Raw genomic sequence first — 23,009 nt, 5'->3', positions numbered from 1 at the left:
CGCCCTTTTCGGACGCGGTTGAAGCTTCAATACTTAACCCTGCCAGGCTATTAGTTGAAGAGTCAACTAATTGGGTCGGCATGTGACAGGTCTCGCCAGCTAGGCTGGCTCCGTGCCAGACTCACGTGCCCCCGCCCAGGCTGTTCGCGCCAGCCGGAACGCCCGGGAAATCCTCCGCCTCGCCGTGCCGGCATTCGGCGCCCTCATCGCGGAACCGCTCTTCCTGCTGGCGGACTCAGCCATAGTGGGCCATCTCGGCGTGTCGCAGTTGGCGGGGGTGGGCCTGGCGTCGGCAGTGCTCCACACGGCCGTAGGCCTCATGGTGTTCCTGGCATACTCCACCACCCCCGCAGTCGCCCGGGCCATCGGCGAGGGCAAGCTTCCCAAAGCCCTCGCGGCAGGGCGGGATGGCGTCTGGCTGGCGCTTGTCCTGGGCCTGGTGCTGGCAGCGGCAGGGTTCGCCGGTGCCGAGGTGCTCGTCGACCTGATGGGCGCAACGGGCGACGTCCGACGGTTCGCCGTGGACTATCTCCGCTGGTCCATGCCCGGACTGGTGGCCATGCTGCTGATCTTCGCCGGGACCGGCGTGTTGCGTGGCCTCCAGGACACCCGGACCCCGTTGGCTGTCGCCACGGCAGGGTTTGCCCTGAACGTCCTCCTCAATCTGGTATTGGTCTACGGCCTGGGCTGGTCCGTGACCGGTTCCGCCGCGGGCACCAGCATTGCCCAGTGGGTCATGGCGCTGGTGTACCTGGTGATTGTCCAGCGCAACGCACGTGATCACGGAGTTTCCCTCCGGCCGGACTGGCGGGGCGTGCGTGCCATGGCCAAAGTGGGGTCCTGGCTCATGCTTCGGACGCTAAGCCTGAGGATCGCGATCCTCGCGACCGTGCTGGTGGCCACTGCCCAGGGCCCGGTGAACCTGGCTGCCCACCAGTTGGCCATGACCATTTTCACCTTCCTTGCCTTCGCCCTGGATGCCCTTGCGATTGCAGCCCAGGCGCTGATCGGCAAGGAGTTGGGTGCGGCGAATCCAGGCATGGTGCGGGACCTGACCCGGACCATGATCCGGTGGGGTGCGGGATTCGGGTTCGTCACAGGAGTGCTCCTGGCCATCGCGGCCCCGTGGGCCGGCGCGTTGTTCACGTCCGACGCCGGCGTCCAGTCCACGCTGATGCTCGCCCTGTGGGTGCTCGCCGCCGGACAGCCCGTGGCGGGCTACGTTTTTGTGCTCGATGGAGTACTCATCGGTGCCGGCGACGCGAAGTACCTGGCGATTGCCGGCGTCGTGAACCTCGCGGTGTACCTGCCGCTGCTGGTAGCCGTCCGGCTCGCCAACGTCGACGGCGCCGCCGGGCTCGTTTGGCTGTGGGCGGCCTTTTCGCTGGGTTACATGTCCGCCCGGGCGGTAACGCTGGGTCTGCGGGCACGGACCGACAGGTGGATGGTTCTCGGGTCGAATCGGCCGCGCACTAAACTGGACCCGTGACCCTCCCCGTAACTCCTTCCGATCCCGCTGCCCTGACCGCTCCCGCCGCGGACCTGTGGAAGCCGGTGCTCACCCGGGCCGTGCTTGCCCTTGCGTTCGGTGCAGTGACCGTATTCTGGGCCTCACCGTCGGCGTCCGAAATGGGCTGGGCCGGCGGGCTCTACCTGCTGGCGACCGGCGTGACACTGATCCGCGGAATCGGGAAGTTTGGCTTGGCGCCCAGGCAGCCGGCCGGCAAGGTCATGGCAGCTGCCGGGGCCGTCCTTACCGGTGCAGGCGTAGCCGTGGCGTTCCTGGGCAGCGAGCTGGTGTTCGGTGTCCTGGCTGCGCTGGGCCTGGGCCTGCTTGGGGCGGCGGAGCTCTACCTGGGTTTCCTGTACCGCGGACGCAGCGTCCTGGCGCGCGACTGGCTGGCCTCTGGTGTGATCGGACTGGGGACCGCAGCGGCCCTGCCGTTCTTCATCAACCTCGGCGCGCATGCCCTGCTGGGAGTGGCCGGCGGCGGCGCCATCATTTCGGGCGTGCTCTGGATCCTGGCGGCCCTGACCCTGCGGCACGATGCGCGGTCTGTTTCCAGCGAGGCCGTAAACTAGTAGGGAACGGTTCTACTTCGTGTAGAACAATCGCTTGATTTAAGCGGCAGGGCCCAGGCCGTGCTGCACGGGAGGAAACACCTTGGCACAGCAGAAACCAGGAGAACCGCGCAATCTGCGGACCTCGGTCAAGGGACCCCTCATGTTCTCAGCATTTTGGGCCGTCCTGGCTTTCTTTGCCGTGCTGATCTTCGCGTCCGGCGGCAGCGCCCGGTCCCCTCGTTTCGATCTCGCCTTCACGGGTGCCGGGATCGCTTTCATCGTGACCCTGGTGATCGCCGCGATGCTTTCGATGAGCCACAAGGACAATGCCGACCACCTCGGCAAAGGTTCCGGCGTCAACCTGAGCTCCAGGAAGTCCTCCGGTCACGGAGGCTACTCCGCGCGCCCGGACGCGCAGGCCCCCGGTGCGCCGGATGCCGCGCCCGACGCCGACCCCCGGTAGGTGCTCCGGGGAAATTCCCGGATACCAGTTCCCTCACGCCCCGGTTGTTCCGTGCGCCCGTCCCTACGACGCAGCTTTCCGTGCGCGGTAGGCGGCCACATGCGCGCGGTTGGCGCAGTTCCCGGTATCGCAGTACCGCTTGGACCTGTTCCGGCTGAGGTCCAGCACCACGGCGTTGCAGTCCTCCGCGGCGCAGACGAGCATCCGGTCCATCTCTTTGCTGCGGATCACATCCACCAGTGCCATGGCAGCCTCGGTGCCCATCCGGTCCGCGAGCGGAGCTTCCCGTGTGGTGGCATGCAGGTGCCAGTCCCACTCATCGTGCTTGATGAGCTGCGGAAGCGCGTTGGCTTCGCGGAGCAGGCGGTTCACCGTCGCGACGGCCGCGTCCTCATCCATGGTCCAGAGCTCGGCGAGCTGGCTCCGCAGCTTATGGACGCTGGCCAGTTCGGCGGCGTCGCGTGACCTCGCTCCGGAGAATCCTTCGGCCTGGAGGAAGCGGTCCAGGTCCGCGATCGTGGCGAGATGCTCTTCGCCGTTGGCCGCGCTGTTGATCAGGCCCACCACAGTGCGAAGCGCCACTTCAGTGTCAGGTGCAAAAACCATCTTGACTCCTTACAGGGTCCGGGCGTAATGTCATGACCATTACCCCACTTTACTCCTGACAGGAGGCAGCCGTGCCTGCCGCAAGCAAACGCGCCGATGCGTCCGACCGGGCCGCCGCATCCAGGGTTGGCGCCAGGCGCCGGCCCGCTGCCGGCTTCCTGGCATCCGGGCTCGGCGTGGCGCTGTTCTCTTCAGCCGTCTTCGGGCTCTCCGGATCCTTTGCAAAATCCCTGCTTGAAACCGGTTGGACTCCGGGTGCTGCCGTGACCGCGCGCTTGACCGGAGCAGCCCTTATCCTGGCGATCCCGGCAGTGCCGGCATTGCGCGGCCGCTGGAACCAGCTGAGGGACAACTGGCTGACCATCCTGCTGTTCGGGCTGATCGGCGTTGCGGCCTGCCAGCTGTTCTACTTCAACGCCGTCGAGCGACTCTCTGTGGGCGTTGCCCTGCTGCTGGAGTACCTCGCCCCGGTGATCATCGTCCTCTGGCTGTGGGCCGCGAGCCGACGGCGTCCACGCCCGCTCACGATTGCGGGAACGCTGCTTTCGCTGGGCGGACTCATCCTGGTGCTGGATCTCACTGGTGCCGTGAAAATCGACGCCGTCGGTGTTCTCTGGGGAATCGCCGCAGCCGTCTGCCTGGCGATCTATTTCTTCATCACGGCCAAGGAAAATGACACCCTCCCGCCGATAGTCCTGGCATCCGGCGGCCTGATGGTGGGTGCCGCGGTGATGTGGCTGGCAGCAGCCACGGGACTTCTACCCATGGCGTTCAGCACCGCGGACACCAGGCTGGGGCCGTGGGTCACCCCCTGGTGGGTTTCGCTGGGCGGCCTCGTCATCCTTGCCACTGTCCTCGCCTACGTTTCGGGCATCGTTGCCGCCCGGGCGCTCGGTTCAAAGGTCGCGTCGTTCGTGTCGCTTACCGAGGTGCTCTTCGCTGTCATCTGGGCGTGGCTCCTGCTCGGTGAACTGCCCGGTCCCATCCAGCTCCTTGGCGGCGGGCTGATTGTTGGCGGCGTGGTCCTGGTCCGCGTGGACGAGCTCCGAGGCCCGCGGACATCGGCCGCGTCTGCAGGCGGGTCCGGTGCAGCGTCGGTGCCGGCACCGCTGGACCACGCCAACGACGTCGAACCCGTCCCCTGATCAGCCCCGCGCGAACCTGCACATTGCTGCGGCGGCCTTCGCGTTAGAAGGCGGATGCCCCGGACGCTTGTTGCGTCCGGGGCATCCGTTTCGGTGTTATTACCCGCGGGAGGCGTTCCCTAGCGGGAAGCCTCTTCCTGCTGGGCAGCGTTCTTGCTGGCCTGCTTGCCGGCCTCTTCCAGGGCCCGGGCCACCCGTGCCAGGTCGGTGACGTGGCGGCCGGACCATTCGCTGCGGAACTTCTCAGCGTCCGGGCCCTTCCAGTCGGTGCTGTCAAGAGCCTTCGTCAGCTGCGACTTAGCCTTCTCGATCTCGGACGAACCAGCCTGAAGCTTGGTCCCGAGCGCCTTGAGCTGAGCAATGTCTGCACCCCAAATAGCCATTAGTTTTCTCCTTCAGTCAACGGACCCGATCCGATCGGCATCCCCAGCGGCCCCCGGCTCATCCGGAAGATCCATTACCTAGAAACTATCCCGCGGCCCGAACACTGTCGATGGGCACCGCTCCCCATGCAGCCCTGTCCGTGAGGGCAGCTGCCGGGCCAGTGGTACCCGGACAGGCTTCGGGCCTCGATCCCAGGCGGTCCAGAGCCTAGCATGGGACTATGTGCCGCAACATCCGGACCCTGCATAATTTTGAGCCCCATGCCACATCGGCCGAGGTGGAAGCCGCTGCGCTGCAGTATGTGCGCAAAATCAGTGGCAGCACGAAGCCGTCGAAGGCCAATGAGGAGGCGTTCAACCGCGCCGTGCACGAGATCGCGCATGCCACCCAGCACCTGCTCGATTCGCTGGTGACACATGCTCCGGCCAAGGACCGGGATGAGGAGGCCGCCAAGGCTCGTGCCAAGGCGGCAGTCCGCTTCGGTGCCGCCTAAGCGCCCCGGCCGCCGGGCTTGCCGAAGTTGCGGAGCCGGAGCGAGTTGGTAACCACCAGCACCGAACTTGCGGCCATGGCGGCCCCGGCGATCATGGGGTTCAGCAGGCCCAGCGCCGCCACGGGAATTCCGACGGCGTTGTAGAAGAACGCCCAGAACAGGTTGGTCTTGATGGTGGCCAGCGTGCGCCGGGACAGCTCGATGGCCTGAGCCACCTGCGCCAGGTCGTTGCCCATGACGGTCAGGTCCGCAGCTTCAATAGCCACATCCGTGCCGGAGCCCATCGCGATGCCCAGATCGGCCTGGGCAAGGGCTGCGGCGTCATTCACGCCGTCTCCGGCCATGGCCACGGTGGCGCCGGCAGCCTGCAGCTTCCGCACGGCCTCGACCTTGCCTTCGGGCAGCACCCCGGCGAACACATCTTCCGGAGCGATGCCGACGCCGGCGGCCACCTGCGCAGCCACCGCGGCGTTGTCGCCGGTCAGCAGGATCGGCCGGAGGCCCAGCTGCTTCAGCCGCGAGATCGCTGCAGCTGATCCCGGTTTGATGGTGTCCCGGAGCGAGACAATGCCCGCTGGTTCCCCGTCCACGGCAACCCAGATGGCGGTGGCACCGGATTCCTCCGCGGCCCGGAGCGCATCCTGCTGTTCCGCCGAGACCGTTATGCCGTTGTCCCGCAACCAGCCGGTCCGTCCGGCGATGACCGGCCTGCCGGCCACACGGCCCACAACCCCGCCGCCCGGCGCGGAACGGAAGTGCTCGACGGCGGGAAGCCGGCCGCCGTCGTCGTTCCTGCGCTCCGCGGACAGCGCAGCGGCCGCAATGGCCTGGGCGATGGGGTGCTCGGAGGCCGCCTCCACTGCCCCGGCAAAGCGCAGCACTTCAGTCCTGCTGTGCGTGCCGAAGGCGCGGGTGTCGTCAACGGCAAGGTGGCCGGTGGTCACCGTGCCCGTCTTGTCCAGCAGGATCGTGTCAACGGTGCGGGTATCTTCCAGCACCTGCGGCCCCTTGATCAGAATCCCCAGCTGGGCGCCGCGGCCCGTTCCGGTGAGGAGTCCCACCGGAGTGGCAAGGCCCAGGGCGCAGGGGCAGGCGATGACCAGCACCGCCACGGCTGCGGTGAACGCCGCGCGGATGTCGGCAGGCTCAATCACCGGGCCGCTGAAGACGATCCAGAGGACGAAAGTGAGGACGGCTATGGCTAGCACAATCGGCACGAACACTGCGCTGATGCGGTCCGCCAGGCGGGCGATGGGCGCCTTTCCCGTCTGCGCCTGGGCAACCAGCCGGGCCATCTGGGCCAAGGTGGTTTCGGAGCCAACCCGGGTGGCGCGGACCAGCAGGCGGCCGGAAGTGTTGATTGTGGCCCCGGTGACAGGGCTGCCCGGACCCACTTCGACCGGTACCGACTCGCCCGTTACCAGGGAGGTGTCCACGGCCGAGGCGCCGTCCACAACCACGCCGTCCGTCGCGATCTTCTCGCCGGGGCGGACCACCACGACATCGCCCACCGTCAGTTGGTCGGCGGGAATCCTGAGTTCGGCCCCATCGGCCAGTACCGTGGCATCCTTGGCGCCCAGGTTCAGCAGTGCCTTCAGGGCATCGCCCGCCTTCTGCTTCGCGTTGGCTTCCAAAAAGCGGCCCAGCAGCAGGAAGGCAGTGACCACGGAGGCCACCTCGAAGTACAGCCCGCCCGTGCCCATTTCCATGCCGGGGTGTTCGGTCATGCGGGGATCGGCCAGCAACTGCCAGGCGGAGAACAGGTATGCGGCGGTGACGCCGATGGACACCAGTGTGTCCATCGTGGACGCCAGGTGCCGTGCGTTAATGGCCGCGGCGCGGTGGAACGGCCAGGCCGCCCACGTGACCACTGGCAATGCCAGAATCCCCGCCACCCAGCCCCAGTTGGCGAACTGGAACGACGGGAGCATCGAAATCGCGAACACCGGGACGGTGAGGATGGCGGCAACGATGAGCCGCGGTTTAAGTTGGGCAGCGGCGTCACCGTGGGCCATGTGGCCACCAGCCGCGGCACCACCGGAGGCATGCTCTGCAGGCTCGCTCGTACCTCGCTCAGACGCATGCTGCGGCATGCCCCCGGCGTCGCCGCTCGAGGGTGTCCCACCGGTTGTGGTTGAGCCGGTCGCAATCTCAGCGTCGCCGCCCCGGCTCGGGTAGCGCGGCTGCCGGACCCGGGCCTTGTAGCCTGCCGCCTCCACTGTGGCCGTGATCTGCTCGTCGGTGATGCCGGCGGGGACCGTGACCTGCGCCGACTCAAGGGGCAGGTTGACCGAGGCTTCGACGCCATCGAGCTTCCCGAGCTTGCGTTCCACCCGGCCGACGCATGAAGCGCAGGTCATGCCCTCGATGTCGAGTTCGATGACCCGGGTTCCCGGCTGGTGTAGCAGTTGCTCGTTACTCACGGCGTGTCCTCGTTGTCGGTATCTGTTCGCTGTAGGTGGGGCAGGCGGCGCGGACCGTTCAGGCCTCGTTGGCCACCACCAGGTAACCGGCTTCGGCTACGGCTTCGCCGATCTCGGAGCGCGAGAGGGCCTTGTCGGATGTGATGGTGACGGTGGAAATGCCGCCGGCGTTGAGGTCGACGTCGACCGCTTCCACGCCTTCCAGTGCTTCCAGCTCTTCGCTCACGGACGACACGCAGTGTCCGCAGGTCATTCCGGACACATTTACGGTGGTGGATACGGGGCTCATGGTGTGCTCCTCTTTCTCGGTGGTGCCGGTGGTGTCGGCGGCGCCGGACTGACCCGTTCGGATCATCCGGATGGTGTGGTGGGTCGGATTGCCGCTACCGCAGCAGGCGCCCGATGGCATCGGTAGCCTCCTTGACCTTGAAGTCGATGGCCTCCGCGCGGAGTGCCGGATCGGGTTCTGCGGCGGCGCCGACGACGCAGTGACCGATATGCTCCTCGACGAGGCCCAGGCTCACTGCGTGCAGCGCTTTGTTCACGGCCGCAACCTGGGTGAGGATGTCGATGCAGTATTTGTCCTCATCAACCATCCGGGCAATTCCGCGGACCTGGCCCTCAATCCGTTTGAGTCGGCGCAGATATGCTTCTTTGTTCGAGGTGTAGCCATGCTGGGGGACGGTTTCGGCGTCCGCGGTCCGGGGGTCGGCGTCTTCTGCTGAATCCATGTCCCAAACATATACCCCCAAGGGGTATATGGCAAGTACCCCCAGGGGGTATATTTGCGAGCGGTGTCCCGGACTACTTGTCCGCGGTCCGGTCTCTCCCTGACGGACGAGACGGCGCCCCGCGGCCGATGCTGCCGATGCCGAGCAGGGATGCGGCGGCGACCGCGGCGGCGAGGACTCCGAGGCCCAGGGGCAGCGTGGAAGCCGTAGCCACGGCACCAACCAGGAGCGGACCACCGGCGTCGCCAAGCTCGCGTCCCAGCTCGGCTGATCCCATGGTCCGGCCCAAACGCTCAGGTGGCGTAGTAGCGGCCAGGTGTGCGAAGCCCAGCGGCGTGGCAACACCGATTCCCGTGCCGATGGCCGCCGCCGCCCCGAAAAGGGTGACCGGTCCGGGAAACAGTGCCACCGCCGCGATTCCGGCCGCCGTCAGCAGCAGCCCGGCTGTCATGCCGGGGCCGTCCTGGAGCCGGCCCCGATCACGCAGGCGGCCGATCCAGGGTTGGGTGGCAGCGGACGCGAGTGCCAGGACGCTGACTGCGGCTACGGCAGCCATGGGATCCAGGCCGTGCCGGGTGGCCAGGGCGGGGAGGAAGCCAATGGCTGTGCCCAGGGCTCCGGTGGCTGCCGCGAGAACGAGCGTAGGCACGAGGAAGCTCCGATGCGTTACCTGGCGGGCAAGATCCAACAGTGTGTACCGCGGCCGCGGTAAAGGGGCCAGCTGCGGAAGCGTCACCATCGCCCACACCGCAGTGGCCCCCGCGAGGATGCCCAGGGCCGCAAAAAGGAGGGTGAAACCGCCCAGGAAGATCAGGCCGGCGCCGATCAGCGGTCCCGCAACGTAGCCCAGGCTCTTCCACGAGCCGTAGCGGCCGAAATAGGTCCCTGCGTTGCGGCCGGCTAGCCGCGCGACCATGGCCGAGGACGCCGGCGAAAACGCCGAGGCGGCGGCGCCCTGGCCGATTCGGGCGAGCCCGAGCATCAGGGGGTTTGAGCCCCACAACCCGATCAGCGACATCAGCGCAAAAGCGAAAAGCCCTGCCACGACCACCGGCTTCGCGCCAATTCGGTCGCTCAAAGCTCCGAAAACCGGTTTCAGCACGACCTCGGCAAGGTCGTAAACAGCCAGGAGAATGCCAAGATTGAGCAGGCTCAGTCCGATATCACCGCTGTGGGCCCCCATCCCGGCTGCGATGCTATGCGCCCCGAAGGCCGTGACAAAGCCGGCGGCGTAGAGCGGAGCCGTGACGGCGGCGGTCGGCGTATGGACTGGCGTTGTGGTCACGGATTGCTCCCCTGGCAGGCGGCCGGCGCCGCTTTTCGCTTGATTATCCCCGGAATCCGGCGCGACATTAAAAAGCTCCGGAGTGCGTTATTGGGGGATACGCACTCCGGAGCAGCTTATGGGGCAGGTCCAACATCTTCCTGCGAACTCCAGCTTACTTGGCGGTAGCGGTGAGCGCCACTACCTTGAATAACTACTTTCGCTTTACTTTCACAGGGCCTTTCGTCCTGTCTTTCTGAAGCATGTTCGTTCAGGGTGCCCGCCGGTCCAGGCTGAGCTGGGTGGCATGGAAGTCGAAATGTTCGATGGGATAGGCGTAGACGTCCGCCAGGGACATCCGCGGGGTGAAGAAGGGGTCCCAGCGGTCCGGGAAGGACATCCCCCGTGCCATTGCCGCGGCTGTCTCTCGCCGAATCCGCCGCTCGAGCGAGTGTGTCACCCGCCGGAGCTTCGCGGCCATCCGCCTGCGGTTGAAAACGCGGGCCGCAGCCTTGGAACCCAGGTAATTGACGACGTCGAACGGTGCAGTTCCGGCGTTGAGCATGCGCGCAAACCCCCGGCTGAAAGGCGCCGGCAGCACCCCGAAAATCCGGACCAGGGGCAGCAGGGCCTGCACCACCATGTAGCCGAAAACCATGTGGAACAAAAGCTCCTCGTTGGTCCAGCGGGTGCCGGCGCTCCTGCGGCGGAGATCGGCGTCGGAAGCGGCGGCCAGCCAGCGCTCGAGCTCCCTGCAGTTGCGCTCGTAGCCGTGCTGGACTGCGCCGGGAGCTGTGGTCACTCGGGCATGTCCCGGTGGGCGCCCATGTGTGCGGGGACTACCAGGACGGGGCGGTCCTGGTGGTGGGTCAGCCACGCGGCCACGGAACCGTTGAGGGCTGCCGAGAGGCGGTGCCCCAGTCCGCGCTCGGGGGTTCCCACGATGATCATGGAGGCGTTGGCCTCCGCCGCCACACGCCCCAGGGCGCGCGCCGGGTCTCCGGACAGGATCCGCAGGGTCCACTCCACCGATTTCGTGGCGCAGGCAGCCCCTACGGTGCCGCGGAGCTCCTCGCTCACGGCCCGGACATCGGCATCGTCCCTGTCCGGGTGCAGGGACAGCCGGTGCGCCGACCGTGCCGGGTCCCACTCGACGAGGTAGCTCGCCTCGTCGACGTAGGCGCACAACAAGGGAACGCCCAGCTTTTCCGCGAGGCCGGAGGCCAACTGCAGTACCTCGGAGTGCTGGCCAGGCAACACCCCGACTACCAGGGGAGGCGGGCCGCTAAAGCGTTCAGGAGACATACTCCATTGTGGCCCTGCGTGCATTCCTTGAACAGCGCCGCCACGCAACCGGGTCACCCGGCACTGCCTGGGCCGGGTCGGCCTAGTCAGGGTCGGCGTCAGGAGCCTCCAGCGCAGGCTTGGGGCGCCGCCAGGTGAGAGTCACCGTGAAGTTTGAGCTGGTGCTGGCCGCGGCAATGAATGCTCCGGCCTCGGCATGCAGGTCCAGGCCGAACTTGACCGACACTTCGTCCGGCTTGTCGGGGAGGGCTGTGAGTTCATCAATGACACCCTGGACGGCCGGCCGGATGTTGCTGAGGGCGCGCTCAAAGGTCTGCTGCGCCCGCGCGAAAACGCCGCCCTGCCCGCCCCCGCGCGTTACCAGGCCGCCCGTGCTGTCTGATACTTCCAGGAGCACGGTTCCGCCCCCGTCCGTAGGAAATTCCACCAGCCGCGTCATCTCTAGCCCTTCCTCTTCCGTCTGAGTGCCAGTCCCAGGAAGACCAAACCGCTGGCGCCGACGGCGGCGTTCTGCACCGTCAGCAACGCTGCCCGTGCTGACAGGTCCTCTCCCGGCAGCCACATCAGCGGGAGTGTGACCAGGCAGACCAGGAGAAGCCAGCCGGCCAAAGCCGGTGTGTTCGGAGCGCGGATGGCCCGGATGCCCGCCCACCCGCCGAAAAGTGCCTGAGCCAGGGTGGTGGCGGTGGCGGCCCACAGAAGATCCTGTTCCAGGCCAACCACGCCCAGCAGCCCGCCGGCTCCGGTTGCGATGGCCAGAGTCACCCGGCCTGATTCGGTCTGATCCGGCAACCCGGCGAGCAGGAGCAGGAGATAACCCGCGGGCGCCAGGAATGCGTAGACCAGGCGCACGCTGACCTCCCCGCCGGAGTACCACCAGTCGTGATCGACCCAGTTGAGGTAGGCGAAGAAGGCTGCCAGGAGGGCGCCGGCCACGGCCAGGACGGCGCCGCCGGCGGCAAGGAAGCGCGGATCGGGACCTGACGCCGTGCGCAGCCGCGCATCTACGCCGGCGCTCTCCGCTGCGGGGCCCTCCATGCCGTTCCGCTCCGGTTCCGCCTGCCGGGCAGCCTTCTGGGCGTTCCGCTGCGCGGCCCGCAGCGCGTCGTTTTCGCGACGCAGTTCGTTCCGTGCCCTGGTCGCGAGTCCGTCCGGGTCAGAGGCGGCGGGATCCAAACCGTAAAGCTCGGCCGACACGTCCACCGCCGCCTGCCAGTTTCCGCTGCTGGCGTGGTACTCCAGTTCACCCTGCAGGTCGGCTGTCCGCTGCCGTTTGGCGCAATCGCGAGCCCGGGCTGCGGCGTCGGGGAAGTCCGGATCGTCCCCCACCGCGGTGTAGCCATCGGCAGCCGCAGTCCAGTCCCCGGCGTCTTCGGCCTCCCGGGCGTGGCGGTATGCCTCGGAACGTTCCAGATGCTGCGCAGCGGAAGCGCGGAGTACCGCCGCGTCGCGGTAGCCGCCATCGAGCGTCAGGAGGTCATCGAACAGCTCGATGGCCACCGCGTAATGCTTGGTCCGCAGCTCAGCACAGGCTTGCACATACAGCGCGCGGAGTTCGGCCTGCCGGATCCGGGCATCGGACCGCTCTGGTGTTCCCGCAGTGTTGTTCCCGGAAGCAGCCGTGACGGGCACGGCAGAGTCCACCTTGCGTGCCGCCGCGGGACGGCCCGGTGCCTTCAAGTTAAACAGCTTCGTGTCGCCGCCCCGGACATACAGTGCCGGCGTCACCCATTCCAGGGTTCCGTCAGGGCTTCCCATCACGGAGATCCGCCCCACCCGTGCGGCCTCGTCCACGCCGCGGCCGTTCGCTATCGCAGCATAGAAGCCCTGGGCGAAGGAGATCGCGGCGCCGTCGCTAATGGCGAACTGCATGGCAGCCACCGCGCTGATGCCGCTGCGGACCAGGGTGGAGGCGGTGCCGGAGAAGAGATCCTCCCGGCCGGTTTCTCCCGAGGAGCAGGAATTCAGGACCACCAGGCGGGGCCGGGGTACCGCCACGCTCAACAAGGCCATGAACCGGATGGCCCGCACCATGGAGGCGCGGCCGTCGGCCCCCACCAAGGCGATCCGGCCTTCATCGTTCCTGGCGTCGTAGTCACCGTGGCCGATGAAATGGACAACGTGCCAGGGGCCGTCAAGCAACATCGACTGGATCTCGTCCCAGGTCCCGCCCGACGCCCACACGAGTTCGATTCGTCCCTCGGAAACAGGCCCCGCCAAGGCTGCGGTGAGATGGTCCCGCTCCGCTTCGACATCCAGCAAGGGGAGGTCGCGCGGGGATGCGATCAGGCCCAGGATCCTCAGCGGGGGGACGATCTCCAGAGGGTTCAGGTGATAGTCGGGCGCGGGAATATGGCGAAGCAGCGGTTCCGTCTGGCACAGGTAGCTCTCGGTTTCCGGGTCAAACAACATTTCCCACGGCATCGCGGCCAGCTCAGGAGCAGCAAGGCGCAGCACGACCCGCAGTTGCTGGCCGCTATGCTGGGCGGCACCCAGGCTTGCCCGGTACGTCCCATAGACCTCGCGGGTAAAAAGTGCCTGGAAGAGTTCCTGGCCCACGCCCCGCACCGGAAGCTCGGCGACTGGCGTGGTGCGGCGGGCGGCCACGGACGAGGCCAGGACGGTGGACTCCAATTCCGCGCGACGTGCCAGGATCCCGTCCACGTCCAGCCTGAACAGCCCCGATGCGCTGCCTCCGGCCGGGGCCTGCACCACGCGCACGGTGTACTCACCCGGCTCGGAACCTGATGCGAGTTCGAGTTCTATGTCGCCGTCCATGACAACCTTCTCAATGACGTGCGGAGTACCTCCACAGCGGGCCTCCGACGCCTGTGGTGGTGCGCCCGGCAGGCCTACAAGACAAGATTGGCGCAGTGGAAGTGCCGGCACAAGGGGCAATGGGCGCGGGGGCCGGAAACGGGGCGCCATGGCCCTTGGACCCTTGTACACCTCGCCGCCGCGGAATAGCGTTGAGGCAGAAGGAGAGGTGGTCCGCGGTGGAAATCTACATGTGGTGGCTTGACCTGGATCTGGCCAGCAAGGAATGGCTGCGGGAGAACCTGCGCGCCGAGGAACTCCCGTTGTTTGTGCTGCAGGGGATTGCAGAGGCTGGCGGCCCGCACCCGGACACCGCCACGGGAGTCCTGACCTACGCGGACTGGGACTTCATCGAGACGCAGTCTGAGTTCGTGGACTGATCCGCAGGGCGCATGACGTCGCGCCAAAACCATTGCGGCCTCCGTGCCTGAGTGGTTGCATGGGGTGCATGGCCATCGAACAGAGTTATGTCCTAGCAATCGGAACCAAAAAAGGGCTGTGGCTGGCGACCAGCCAGGACCGCCGGACATGGTCCATGTCCGGCCCCCATTTCCTGATGAGCGAAGTCCCCAGCATCGGCATCGACACCCGCGACGGGCGTACCCGCATCATGGTGGGTGTCCGCTCCGAGCACTGGGGGCCCACTGTTGCGCACTCGGATGACCTCGGCGCGACGTGGACCGAGCCCGAACAAGGCGCCATTAAGTTCCCGGACGGCACCGACACCGCGGTGGAGCGCATCTGGCAGATCTACCCGGACGCCGAGTCCCGCCCCGGGGTGGTCTGGGCCGGCGCGGAACCCATATCCGTATGGAAATCGACTGACGGCGGTGAACACTTCGAACTCAACCGCGGGCTCTGGGACCATCCGCACCGCGGCGAGTGGGGCGCCGGGTACGGCGGAGCAGCCGCTCACTCGATCGTTGTCAATCCCTCCGGGGAAAACGTGCACATCGCCATGAGCACGGGCGGCGTCTACCGGTCGCTTGACGGCGGATCCTCCTGGGAGCCTCGGAACAAGGGGATCTCGGCGTACTTTATGCCCGACCCCAACCCGGAGTTCGGCCAGTGCGTGCACAAGATCGCGGCGGATGCCGCTGTCGAGGGCCGGCTCTACGCCCAGAACCATCATGGCGTCTACCGCACGGACGACAACGGTGAGAACTGGGAGTCAATCGCTGAAGGACTCCCCGCCGATTTTGGTTTTGTGATGCTGACGCATCCCCGACGGGCCGGCACTGCGTGGGTGATCCCGCTGAAGGCCGACGGCGAACGCATCCCGCCGGACGGGAAACTGGCCGTGCACCGGACGGACGACGCCGGACGGACCTGGAAGCGCCTTGATTCAGGGCTGCCGCAGGGCGAATACAACGCAGTTCTCCGTGACGCTGCCTCGGTGGATTCCGCAGAACCTGCCGGGGTGTACTTCGGAACGCGCGGTGGCTCGGTCTACGCCAGCCCGGACGAGGGCGAGCACTTCACCGAAGTTGCGTCACATCTGCCGGACGTCCTGTGTGTCCGCGCCGCCGTGGTGTCCGCAGCCCTGGTGCCCGGCGCTCCGGTCCCCGCCTAGGGTCCGTGGTGGCTGACATCAGCGTTGTGCTGCCCAGTGTCCTCCAGCCGCTCGCCGGCGGGCAGTCCATCCTGACTACGCCCGCCGACGGGGCGGTGACTGTGGGGGTTTTGCTGGACTCGCTGGCCGGGGATTATCCGGTGCTTGCGAGGCGGTTGAGGGATGAGACCGGTACCCTCCGCCGCTACGTGAATATTTACGTGAACGGGGACGAGGTCCGGCGCTTGCAGGGACTCGAAACTGAAGTGGCTGCCGGCCAGGAAGTGGTGATCATCCAGTCCGTGGCCGGCGGCTGAGGGGCTCAGGCTACTCGCCAAATGCTGCACTCGTCCGAATTGATCGCCTTGCGCATCCCGGTCTGACGGTCCATGATCCACACGACGCCGATTCCCGGCGCAGTTTCCTGCACGCGGCCCCGTCGTATCACCACATCGTCATAGCTGGGACCCACCGAAAGGCGGGCTTCGATCTCGTCGCCGCGGTGCAGCTGGTCCAGGGCGCGAACGCGGGTCACATGGGCTTTGGCTTCCTTCAACATGGCGGGCCTCCTGAGCTGGAGCTTGTGCTGTTGCCTGCAATTGCCGGCAACATCCAGTGTCCTGCGCCATTGTTGCCGCCGCGTTTCACGCCGGTAATGGCCGCGTTAGTTTTCCGCGCCCATGCTGTTTCCGCGCCCCTGTGGCAGCTGAAGGGGCGGCGGCGTCGGGCCGTGCCGCCTCAGATCCGGCGGCGCGATATCCGTCGTTGCTATATCCGCCTGTCGGCCGGTCGCTGGATCCTGAACCAGCGGAAGCCGTAGCGCTCCAGCTCCAGTTCGAAGCCGCCGTCGTCCGCCAGCGGAACGTTTTCGCCGTCGAGCAGGTCCAGCAGGATGGCGCCGCCGAACGTCTCCTGCGGATCTTCCGGCGACGACACCTTTGCCGCGACGGAGGCCGGCTGCGCGGCCATGTTGTGGGCCAGGACCAGTGTTGAACCGGCTCGGGTGCAGCTGTGCAGGAGCACGCCGGGATTTGACTGCTTGATGAGTTCGAAGTCGCCCCAGGCAAGTTCCGGGCTCTCCCGGTAGCTTCGGATGAGTGCGGCGATGAAATTCCACAGCGAGTCCGGGTCGCGCTTTGCCTGTGCGGCGTTGATGTTCTTCGGCCCGAAGTAACCGTCAACCACCTGAGCCACCAGCTTGTCCGCCGGGGCGGTGGAGAACCCGCCGTTCGCCGTGTCAGTCCACTGCATGGGGGACCGTACTGCGGAGCGGCCCTTGGCCCGCAGGTCTTCACCCATCCCAAGTTCCTCGCCATAGAACAGAACCGGGGTTCCGGGGAGGGAGAACATGAGCGAATAGACCATGCGGATCCTGGCAGAATCGCCGTCGAGCATCGTTGGCAGGCGGCGCCTGAGCCCCCGGCCGTACATCTGCATGTCCGGGTCCGGCCCGAAGGCGGCGAAGACCTCGGCCCGCTCCTCGTCACTGAGCTTGTCCAGCGTCAACTCGTCATGGTTGCGGACGAACATGGCCCACTGGTTGTCCGGATGGATAGCCGGCCTGGCGGCCAGGGTTTTGGCCAGCGGCCGGGCGTCCTCCCTTGCCAGGGACAGGTAGAGGTTCTGCATGCTCAGGAAGTCGAACTGCATGTTCAGTTCGTTGCCGTCCGGCCCGCCGAAGTATTTCAGCTGGTCCTTATAGGGGAGGTTGACCTCGCCGAGGAGGACTGCGCTGCCGCTGCGCCGGTTCAGGAAGCTGCGCAGCGCGGCCAGGTAGTCGTGCGGATCGATCTTGGCCGCATCCTCCTTGGACACGCCCTGCAGCTCCAGGAAGAAAGGCACGGCATCCAGCCGGAAACCGTCCAGCCCCAGCTGTAGCCAGAAACCCATGGACTTGGCGATCTCGTCCCGGACCTTCGGGTTGGCGACGTTCAGGTCCGGCTGGTGCTTGGCGAACATGTGCAGGTACCACTCGCCAGTGGCCTTGTCCCGGGTCCAGATGGACGTTTCTTCACCGGGGAACACCACCTGTTCCGACGTGTCCGGGGGAGTGTCCTTCCGCCACACGTAATAGTCGCGGTAAGGGTTGTCCACGGACTTCCGGGATTCCCTGAACCAGGGGTGCTTGTCCGAGGTGTGGTTGATGACGAAGTCCGCGATCACCCGCATTCCCCGGTCCTTCGCCGTCCGGATGAACTCCACCACGTCGCCCAGCGTGCCGAGCCGCGGGTCCACGCCGTACATGTCGGTGATGTCGTAGCCGTCGTCCCGGTCCGGCGAGGGATAGAACGGCATGAGCCAGATGCACGTGACGCCCAGGGCCGCCAGGTAGTCCACACGCTGGATCAGGCCGCCGAAATCCCCGGTGCCGTCGCCGTCGTCGTCGAAAAAGGTTTCCGGGTCAAGGCAGTAGACCACGGCATTCTTCCACCACAGATCCGACGTCTCGGCGATCCTCATGCCGTCACCGCCTGCGTCCCGCTGCCGGCCCGCAGCTGCGGCAGGACATGCTCGGCGAACGCCTCGATGAAGGGTTTCTGCTGCTGGCCCACGAAGTGCAGGTACAGCTCGTCGAAGCCCAGGTCCGCGTACTCCTGCAGCCATGTGGCGTGTTGGTCCAGGCTGGCAGAGATGTTGACGGCCTTCCGGACCTGGTCCTCGCCGACGTCGGTGCTGACGCCGTCAAAGTGCGCCGCGGTGGGCAGGTCCCAGGGGATGGGCGGCGCGAACACGTTGGACCGCCACTGGTCCAGGGCGATGGAAGCCGCATCCTCTTCCCGCGGCGCCCAGGACAGATGGATCTGGAGCACCGCCTTGCCGTTGCCGCCGTTGTCACGGTAGGCAGCGAGCATTTCCGTCAGCTTCGCGTGCGGCTGGTTGACGGTGACCAGGCCGTCCGCCCAAGCCGCCGCCCGCCGGGCTGTCTGCACGCTGACCGCGGGGGCAATCAGCGGCGGCTTGGTTTCCGGAACGTCCCAGAGGCGTGCCTGTTCCACGGTGACCAGGCCGTGATGGGTGACTTCTTCTCCGTTGTGCAGGCGCCGGATGACGTCAACGCATTCCTCCAAGCGCTGCTGGCGGGTTTCCTTGGCCGGCCACGCATCGCCGGTGATGTGCTCATTCATGTTCTCCCCGCTCCCCGGAGCCATCCAGAACCGCCCGGGGAACATGTCCGCCAGGGTGGCCGAGGCGTGCGCAATGATGGCCGGGTGGTAGCGCTGGCCCGGAGCGGTCACCACGCCGAAGCGGAGGGACGTGGTGGCCAGTGCCGCGCCCAGCCAGGACCAGGCGAAGCCGGAGTGGCCCTGGCGGGCGGACCAGGGTTCAATGTGGTCCGAACACATGGCGGCGTCGAACCCCGCCTGCTCCGCCAGTTGGACGTCCTGGAGCAGTTGGCCCGGGCTGATCTGTTCATGCGATGCGTGGAAACCGATAGTAGCCATCGTTAATGTCTACCGGCGGGGAAGACGCGTGTCGAGGAAAGCACCGGCGGAGCCGCGTCTTTCTGCATAGACTCTAGCCAGTACCGACCCGGGGAAGTGATGACGCGGGACAGCGATGACGCTGGAAAGGGAGTGGCGGGTGAAGCTAGGCATTGCGCGGGAACACCGCGAGGGCGAGCGGCGGGTTGCCGGAACACCGGAGACCGTGCAACAGCTGGTTGGCCTGGGGCTTGAGGTCCTGGTTGAATCCCGGGCGGGAGCGGCCGCCGGCTATAGCGACGACGCGTATGTCCGGGCCGGGGCCCGGATCGTCCCCGAGCTGGACCCCGGCACACTCGACATCCTCGCCCATGTGCGGCCGCTGGAACCCGCGACGGCGGCGGCACTGCGCCGCGGTGCCGTCACCGCCGGGTTCGCATCGCCGTCGTCCGAACTGACCACGGTCCGGGCGCTCGCCGCCGCCGGGGTGACTTCCTTCGCCATGGAACTGGTGCCGCGGATCTCCCGGGCGCAGTCGATGGACGCACTGTCCTCCCAGGCCCTCGTGGCCGGCTACCGCTGTGTTCTGGAAGCGGCCATCCGGCTGCCGAGGTTCTTCCCCCTCTTTATGACGGCGGCGGGCACTGTCCCGCCGGCACGCGTGCTGGTGCTCGGCGTCGGCGTGGCGGGGCTGCAGGCCATCGGCACTGCAAAACGGCTGGGGGCGAGGGTTTCCGCGAATGACATCCGGCCCGCTTCGGCAGACGAGGTTGCCTCCATGGGCGGCACCTTCATCAAGCTCGACCTGGAGACGGCAGAGGCCGCGGGCGGCTATGCCCGCGAGCTCAGTGCGGACCGCGGCGCCCTGCAGCGGAAGCTCCTGGCGCCGCACGTGGCCCAGGCGGATGTGCTGATTACGACGGCGGCCGTCCCCGGCCGGAGGGCCCCGCTCCTGGTAAGCCGGGAGATGGTGCAGGGAATGCGGCCCGGCTCCGTCGTGGTGGACCTCGCCGCCGAGTCCGGCGGCAACGTGGAGGGATCGGTTCCCGGCCAGGACATCCGGGTGGATACCGCCGATGGCGAGGGCACGGTGACGCTGGTGGGCCTGAAGGACGCCGCATCCGCCATGCCCGCCGACGCCTCCCGGCTGTATGCGAAGAACGTGGCCAACCTGCTCGCCCTGGTGGTCCGGGGCGGAACCCTGTCACTGGACTTCGGTGACGAGGTGCTGGCCGGCACGTGCCTCACGCACGACGGCGAGGTGCGGCACGCGCCGACGGCGGAGGCCCTGGCCATGCCCGACAACCGCGCATCCGACAACGAGGGGGTGGCCTGATGGACGGTATCAGCCTGCTCACGATCACCGTGCTGGCGGTTTTCGTGGGCTTCGAAGTGGTCTCGAAAGTATCCAGCACCCTGCACACACCGCTGATGTCAGGCGCCAACGCCATCCACGGGATCATCCTGGTGGGGGCCATCATCGTGGCCGGCCAGGCCGCGGACCCGTGGGTCCTCGCGGTCGCGCTGCTCGCCGTCGTGCTGGCCACCGCTAACCTGGTGGGCGGCTTCGTGGTGACGGACCGCATGCTGGAGATGTTCCGCGGCCGTCGGGACGGGAAGGGTCCGCGATGAGCATCCTTGACCCGACCTGGACGGGACTCCTTTACCTGGTTGCGGCTGTCTTGTTCATTCTGGCCCTCATGGGCCTGAACTCACCGCGCACGGCCCGCCGCGGCAACCTCGTGGGCGCCGCGGGAGCCGTGTTGGGCGTAGCCACCGTGTTCCTTTCTGCACGGCTGGACAACATTCCGTGGATTCTCGGTGCGATTGCTGTGGGCTCAGCAGTGGCCGCCCCCGTGGCCCGGCGCGTGAAGATGACCCAGATGCCGCAGCTCGTGGCCGCCTTCAACGGAGTGGGCGGCGGCGCCGCTGCCCTCGTGGCGCTCCTCGAGCTGGCACACACGGAGGACGCCTGGGTCCGCCTGGCCATCGCCTTCACGCTCCTGGTTGGGGCGGTCTCCTTCGCAGGCTCCGCCATCACCTTCGCCAAGCTGCAGGAGCTTATGACCACCAGGCCGGTGGTCTTCCCGGGACTTCCCGTGGTCATGGCGGCGGTGCTGCTGGCCGCGGTGGGTGCCGGCACCGCCGTCGTCCTGACCGGTTCGCTGCCCCTGGCACTGCTGCTGCTGGTCCTGGGACTCGCCGCGGGCGTTTTCCTGGTGTTGCCGGTGGGCGGCGCGGACGTGCCGATCGTCATTTCGCTGCTGAACGCTTTTACGGGCCTGGCCGTCGCAGCCTCGGGCCTGGTGCTGGGCAACGTCCTGCTGCTCGTGGCCGGCACGCTGGTGGGGGCCTCCGGTACCATCCTGACCCGGGCCATGGCCGCCGCCATGGGCCGCAGCGTGGCCGGCATCCTCTTCGGGGCGTTCAGGGGAGGTTCGACGGCGGGTTCCACCGCCGTCAGTGAACGGCCGGTCCGCTCGTCCAGCGCGGAGGACGTCGCCGTGCTGCTGGGCTACGCGCAGCGCGTGATCATCGTTCCCGGCTACGGCCTGGCCGTGGCCCAGGGCCAGCACACCGCGGCGGAACTGGCCAAGGCCCTGCAGCTCCGCGGAATCCAGGTGGATTTCGCCATCCATCCCGTGGCCGGCCGGATGCCCGGCCACATGAACGTGCTCCTGGCCGAGGCCAATGTTCCGTATGAGGAACTGAAGGAAATGACCGAGATCAACTCGGAGTTCAAGACTGCGGACGTTGCCCTGGTGGTGGGTGCCAACGACGTGGTCAATCCGGCCGCGAAGACGTCCTCCGGCTCGCCGATCTACGGGATGCCCATCCTGGAAGTGGCGGACGCCCGGCAAGTGGTGTTCCTCAAGCGTTCCATGCGTCCGGGCTTCGCCGGCATCGAGAACGAGCTGCTCTACGAACCGCAGACCACGCTCCTGTTCGGCGACGCCAAGGACTCGCTGACCAAGGTGCTGGGGGCAGTCAAGGCCCTGTAGCAGCCTGGGCCGCGGGCCAGCCACGCGCGCCACGGAGGTTCCCGCCCCGCAGGGGTGGTGCGGAGCGGGCCTCCGGGCAAGAATGGGCGTTATGCAACTGCCGGTGATGCCCCCGATCGCACCCATGCTCGCCAAAGCCGTCAGCTCCCTGCCCGAGGTTCCTGATTCCGGCCCGAAATGGAGCTTCGAACCCAAGTGGGACGGCTTCCGGTCCATCATCTTCCGGGACGGCGACGAGGTGGAGATCGGCAGCCGGAACGGCAAGCCCATGACCCGCTACTTCCCGGAGCTCGTCGAGGCGCTGAAGGTGAACCTGCCGCCCCGCTGCGTTCTGGACGGCGAAATCATCCTGGTGGGTGCCTCCGGTGACCGGCTGGACTTCGAGGCCCTGCAGCAGCGGATCCACCCCGCCGCCAGCCGGGTGAAGCTCCTCGCAGCCCAGACGCCGGCCAGCTTTGTGGCGTTCGACCTTCTGGCGCTTGATGACGAGGACCTCACCGGGCGGCCGTTTTCCGAGCGGCGGAGCATGCTGGAGAAGGCCCTTGCGGGCAGTTCCGCGCCCGTCCACCTGACCGCCACAACGCGGGACAACGGCACGGCGCAGCAGTGGTTCCACCAGTTCGAGGGAGCCGGCCTCGACGGCATTGTGGCCAAGGCCCTGGACGGCAGCTACCAGCCGGACAAACGTGTGATGCTCAAGGTCAAGCACGAACGCACCGCGGACTGCGTCCTGGCCGGCTACCGCGTGCACACCAGCGGGCCGGACCGTATCGGTTCGCTGCTACTGGGGCTCTACAACGGCGAGGGCCAGCTGGCCAGTGTGGGCGTGGTGGGTGCCTTCCCGATGCAGCGCCGCAAGGAACTGTTCGAGGAACTCCAGCCCCTGGTGACTGACTTCGACGGCCACCCCTGGGCGTGGGCCAAGCAGGAGGAGGGCAGCCGGACGCCGCGGAACGCCGAAGGCAGCCGGTGGAGCGCGGGCAAGGACTTGTCCTTCACCCCGCTCCGGCCTGAACGGGTGCTGGAAGTGAAGTACGACCACATGGAAGGCGAACGGTTCCGCCATACCGCCCAGTTCGTCCGCTGGCGGCCGGACCGGGACCCGGAATCCTGCACTTACGAGCAGCTGGAAGAACCCGTCAAGTACGACCTCGCCGAGGTGTTGGCCACTTAGACCGGCCTCAAACTACTGGTTAAGCGACGGCGGCCCGCCCCCGTGAGGGGACGGGCCGCCGTCGTGACCTTCTTTTGTGTGAACTTGGCCGGAAGGTCAGGGAATCGCCGTGTCGGGGCCGTTTTGACGGGCAAAAAGGGTCACGACGGCGGCTGCCGCAGGAA

General features: G+C 67.2%; 25 protein-coding genes. 12 read left to right on the top strand and 13 right to left on the bottom strand.

Going from position 1 to position 23,009, the window contains the following annotated elements:
* Positions 1-112: 112 nt before the first annotated feature.
* From ACFVWT_RS09395 to ACFVWT_RS09385, 3 genes are all read left to right on the top strand, one after another.
* Positions 113-1,489, top strand: coding sequence for an MATE family efflux transporter (locus ACFVWT_RS09395; protein ID WP_390247383.1), 1,377 nt, complete (start codon positions 113-115; stop codon positions 1,487-1,489).
* The gene (locus ACFVWT_RS09390) at positions 1,486-2,082 is read left to right on the top strand and encodes a hypothetical protein (RefSeq protein ID WP_390247381.1); all 597 of its coding nucleotides are present in this window, start codon (positions 1,486-1,488) and stop codon (positions 2,080-2,082) included. Before ACFVWT_RS09395 ends, ACFVWT_RS09390 begins: the two co-directional genes overlap by 4 nt.
* Before the next feature lie 82 nt (positions 2,083-2,164).
* The gene (locus ACFVWT_RS09385; protein ID WP_390247379.1) at positions 2,165-2,527 is read left to right on the top strand and encodes a hypothetical protein; all 363 of its coding nucleotides are present in this window, start codon (positions 2,165-2,167) and stop codon (positions 2,525-2,527) included.
* A gap of 63 nt (positions 2,528-2,590) precedes the next feature.
* Here the strand turns inward: ACFVWT_RS09385 and ACFVWT_RS09380 are convergent, their stop codons facing one another.
* Positions 2,591-3,133, bottom strand: coding sequence for a CGNR zinc finger domain-containing protein (locus ACFVWT_RS09380; RefSeq protein ID WP_390247377.1), 543 nt, complete (start codon positions 3,131-3,133; stop codon positions 2,591-2,593).
* Between the two features lie 158 nt (positions 3,134-3,291).
* Here ACFVWT_RS09380 and ACFVWT_RS09375 point away from each other — a divergent pair, with 158 nt between their 5' ends.
* Positions 3,292-4,278, top strand: coding sequence for a DMT family transporter (locus tag ACFVWT_RS09375; RefSeq protein WP_390247837.1), 987 nt, complete (start codon positions 3,292-3,294; stop codon positions 4,276-4,278).
* Positions 4,279-4,397: 119 nt separating this feature from the next.
* Here the strand turns inward: ACFVWT_RS09375 and ACFVWT_RS09370 are convergent, their stop codons facing one another.
* Positions 4,398-4,661, bottom strand: a complete 264-nt coding sequence (locus ACFVWT_RS09370; protein ID WP_011691158.1) for a hypothetical protein — start codon at positions 4,659-4,661, stop codon at positions 4,398-4,400.
* A 221-nt stretch (positions 4,662-4,882) separates the two neighbouring features.
* On the opposite strand from ACFVWT_RS09370, the gene ACFVWT_RS09365 reads away from it, so the two are divergent.
* Complete coding sequence (locus ACFVWT_RS09365; protein ID WP_043485658.1) at positions 4,883-5,155, top strand: DUF2277 domain-containing protein; 273 nt, start codon at positions 4,883-4,885, stop codon at positions 5,153-5,155.
* Here the strand turns inward: ACFVWT_RS09365 and ACFVWT_RS09360 are convergent.
* The 8 genes from ACFVWT_RS09360 to ACFVWT_RS09325 all read right to left on the bottom strand — a co-directional run bounded on the left by ACFVWT_RS09360 (position 5,152) and on the right by ACFVWT_RS09325 (position 13,656).
* Positions 5,152-7,578, bottom strand: a complete 2,427-nt coding sequence (locus ACFVWT_RS09360) for a heavy metal translocating P-type ATPase (protein ID WP_390247375.1) — start codon at positions 7,576-7,578, stop codon at positions 5,152-5,154. The genes ACFVWT_RS09365 and ACFVWT_RS09360 overlap by 4 nt on opposite strands.
* Positions 7,579-7,636: 58 nt before the next feature.
* Entirely contained in the window at positions 7,637-7,867 is a 231-nt protein-coding gene (locus ACFVWT_RS09355) for a heavy-metal-associated domain-containing protein (protein WP_305942864.1), read from the bottom strand.
* A gap of 94 nt (positions 7,868-7,961) precedes the next feature.
* Complete coding sequence (locus ACFVWT_RS09350) at positions 7,962-8,309, bottom strand: metal-sensitive transcriptional regulator (protein WP_390247373.1); 348 nt, start codon at positions 8,307-8,309, stop codon at positions 7,962-7,964.
* Positions 8,310-8,382: 73 nt separating this feature from the next.
* The gene (locus tag ACFVWT_RS09345) at positions 8,383-9,594 is read right to left on the bottom strand and encodes an MFS transporter (protein ID WP_390247371.1); all 1,212 of its coding nucleotides are present in this window, start codon (positions 9,592-9,594) and stop codon (positions 8,383-8,385) included.
* Between the two features lie 250 nt (positions 9,595-9,844).
* Entirely contained in the window at positions 9,845-10,375 is a 531-nt protein-coding gene (locus tag ACFVWT_RS09340; protein WP_390247369.1) for a DinB family protein, read from the bottom strand.
* Positions 10,372-10,878: a universal stress protein gene (locus ACFVWT_RS09335; RefSeq protein WP_390247367.1), complete on the bottom strand. Its 507-nt coding sequence runs from the start codon at positions 10,876-10,878 to the stop codon at positions 10,372-10,374. The genes ACFVWT_RS09340 and ACFVWT_RS09335 overlap by 4 nt, the downstream gene beginning before the upstream one ends.
* Before the next feature lie 82 nt (positions 10,879-10,960).
* Positions 10,961-11,305: a CU044_2847 family protein gene (locus tag ACFVWT_RS09330; RefSeq protein WP_390247365.1), complete on the bottom strand. Its 345-nt coding sequence runs from the start codon at positions 11,303-11,305 to the stop codon at positions 10,961-10,963.
* A 14-nt stretch (positions 11,306-11,319) separates the two neighbouring features.
* Entirely contained in the window at positions 11,320-13,656 is a 2,337-nt protein-coding gene (locus ACFVWT_RS09325) for a CHAT domain-containing protein (RefSeq protein ID WP_390247363.1), read from the bottom strand.
* 218 nt (positions 13,657-13,874) lie between these two features.
* On the opposite strand from ACFVWT_RS09325, the gene ACFVWT_RS09320 reads away from it, so the two are divergent.
* The 3 genes from ACFVWT_RS09320 to ACFVWT_RS09310 are packed head-to-tail and all read left to right on the top strand — an operon-like array spanning position 13,875 to position 15,564.
* Entirely contained in the window at positions 13,875-14,075 is a 201-nt protein-coding gene (locus ACFVWT_RS09320; protein ID WP_390247361.1) for a hypothetical protein, read from the top strand.
* Between the two features lie 59 nt (positions 14,076-14,134).
* On the top strand, positions 14,135-15,268 hold the full coding sequence (locus tag ACFVWT_RS09315; RefSeq protein ID WP_390247359.1) for a WD40/YVTN/BNR-like repeat-containing protein: 1,134 nt from the start codon (positions 14,135-14,137) through the stop codon (positions 15,266-15,268).
* Positions 15,269-15,276: 8 nt separating this feature from the next.
* On the top strand, positions 15,277-15,564 hold the full coding sequence (locus ACFVWT_RS09310) for a MoaD/ThiS family protein (RefSeq protein WP_390247357.1): 288 nt from the start codon (positions 15,277-15,279) through the stop codon (positions 15,562-15,564).
* A 5-nt stretch (positions 15,565-15,569) separates the two neighbouring features.
* Here ACFVWT_RS09310 and ACFVWT_RS09305 read toward each other — a convergent pair whose 3' ends face one another.
* From ACFVWT_RS09305 to ACFVWT_RS09295, 3 genes are all read right to left on the bottom strand, one after another.
* The gene (locus ACFVWT_RS09305) at positions 15,570-15,806 is read right to left on the bottom strand and encodes a hypothetical protein (RefSeq protein WP_209741870.1); all 237 of its coding nucleotides are present in this window, start codon (positions 15,804-15,806) and stop codon (positions 15,570-15,572) included.
* 209 nt (positions 15,807-16,015) lie between these two features.
* On the bottom strand, positions 16,016-17,707 hold the full coding sequence (locus tag ACFVWT_RS09300) for an alpha-amylase family protein (RefSeq protein WP_390247355.1): 1,692 nt from the start codon (positions 17,705-17,707) through the stop codon (positions 16,016-16,018).
* Positions 17,704-18,690 (bottom strand): TIGR03885 family FMN-dependent LLM class oxidoreductase, encoded by a 987-nt coding sequence (locus tag ACFVWT_RS09295; RefSeq protein WP_390247353.1) that lies wholly within the window; start codon positions 18,688-18,690, stop codon positions 17,704-17,706. Before ACFVWT_RS09295 ends, ACFVWT_RS09300 begins: the two co-directional genes overlap by 4 nt.
* A gap of 139 nt (positions 18,691-18,829) precedes the next feature.
* Here ACFVWT_RS09295 and ACFVWT_RS09290 point away from each other — a divergent pair, with 139 nt between their 5' ends.
* From ACFVWT_RS09290 to ACFVWT_RS09275, 4 genes are all read left to right on the top strand, one after another.
* Positions 18,830-20,005: a Re/Si-specific NAD(P)(+) transhydrogenase subunit alpha gene (locus tag ACFVWT_RS09290; protein WP_390247351.1), complete on the top strand. Its 1,176-nt coding sequence runs from the start codon at positions 18,830-18,832 to the stop codon at positions 20,003-20,005.
* Positions 20,005-20,301: an NAD(P) transhydrogenase subunit alpha gene (locus ACFVWT_RS09285; protein WP_028271409.1), complete on the top strand. Its 297-nt coding sequence runs from the start codon at positions 20,005-20,007 to the stop codon at positions 20,299-20,301. Before ACFVWT_RS09290 ends, ACFVWT_RS09285 begins: the two co-directional genes overlap by 1 nt.
* On the top strand, positions 20,298-21,671 hold the full coding sequence (locus tag ACFVWT_RS09280; protein WP_390247349.1) for an NAD(P)(+) transhydrogenase (Re/Si-specific) subunit beta: 1,374 nt from the start codon (positions 20,298-20,300) through the stop codon (positions 21,669-21,671). Before ACFVWT_RS09285 ends, ACFVWT_RS09280 begins: the two co-directional genes overlap by 4 nt.
* Positions 21,672-21,762: 91 nt before the next feature.
* Complete coding sequence (locus tag ACFVWT_RS09275) at positions 21,763-22,845, top strand: ATP-dependent DNA ligase (RefSeq protein ID WP_390247347.1); 1,083 nt, start codon at positions 21,763-21,765, stop codon at positions 22,843-22,845.
* Positions 22,846-23,009: the final 164 nt, after the last annotated feature.

The sequence above is a fragment of the Arthrobacter sp. NPDC058288 genome (genome assembly GCF_042880995.1).
Lineage (GTDB): Bacteria > Actinomycetota > Actinomycetes > Actinomycetales > Micrococcaceae > Arthrobacter.
The sequence above is the reverse complement of the archived record's forward strand: the minus strand, read 5'-3'. Positions and strand labels throughout refer to the sequence as shown.

What these genes read in the sequence shown, in the direction of transcription:
- ACFVWT_RS09380 (WP_390247377.1), bottom strand. Translation starts at nt 3,133, where the DNA reads ATGGTTTTTGCACCTGACACTGAAGTGGCGCTTCGCACTGTGGTGGGC.
- ACFVWT_RS09370 (WP_011691158.1), bottom strand. Translation starts at nt 4,661, where the DNA reads ATGGCTATTTGGGGTGCAGACATTGCTCAGCTCAAGGCGCTCGGGACC.
- ACFVWT_RS09365 (WP_043485658.1), top strand. Translation starts at nt 4,883, where the DNA reads ATGTGCCGCAACATCCGGACCCTGCATAATTTTGAGCCCCATGCCACA.
- ACFVWT_RS09355 (WP_305942864.1), bottom strand. Translation starts at nt 7,867, where the DNA reads ATGAGCCCCGTATCCACCACCGTAAATGTGTCCGGAATGACCTGCGGA.
- ACFVWT_RS09350 (WP_390247373.1), bottom strand. Translation starts at nt 8,309, where the DNA reads ATGGATTCAGCAGAAGACGCCGACCCCCGGACCGCGGACGCCGAAACC.
- ACFVWT_RS09335 (WP_390247367.1), bottom strand. Translation starts at nt 10,878, where the DNA reads ATGTCTCCTGAACGCTTTAGCGGCCCGCCTCCCCTGGTAGTCGGGGTG.
- ACFVWT_RS09325 (WP_390247363.1), bottom strand. Translation starts at nt 13,656, where the DNA reads ATGGACGGCGACATAGAACTCGAACTCGCATCAGGTTCCGAGCCGGGT.
- ACFVWT_RS09315 (WP_390247359.1), top strand. Translation starts at nt 14,135, where the DNA reads ATGGGGTGCATGGCCATCGAACAGAGTTATGTCCTAGCAATCGGAACC.
- ACFVWT_RS09305 (WP_209741870.1), bottom strand. Translation starts at nt 15,806, where the DNA reads ATGTTGAAGGAAGCCAAAGCCCATGTGACCCGCGTTCGCGCCCTGGAC.
- ACFVWT_RS09300 (WP_390247355.1), bottom strand. Translation starts at nt 17,707, where the DNA reads ATGAGGATCGCCGAGACGTCGGATCTGTGGTGGAAGAATGCCGTGGTC.
- ACFVWT_RS09295 (WP_390247353.1), bottom strand. Translation starts at nt 18,690, where the DNA reads ATGGCTACTATCGGTTTCCACGCATCGCATGAACAGATCAGCCCGGGC.
- ACFVWT_RS09285 (WP_028271409.1), top strand. Translation starts at nt 20,005, where the DNA reads ATGGACGGTATCAGCCTGCTCACGATCACCGTGCTGGCGGTTTTCGTG.
- ACFVWT_RS09280 (WP_390247349.1), top strand. Translation starts at nt 20,298, where the DNA reads ATGAGCATCCTTGACCCGACCTGGACGGGACTCCTTTACCTGGTTGCG.
- ACFVWT_RS09275 (WP_390247347.1), top strand. Translation starts at nt 21,763, where the DNA reads ATGCAACTGCCGGTGATGCCCCCGATCGCACCCATGCTCGCCAAAGCC.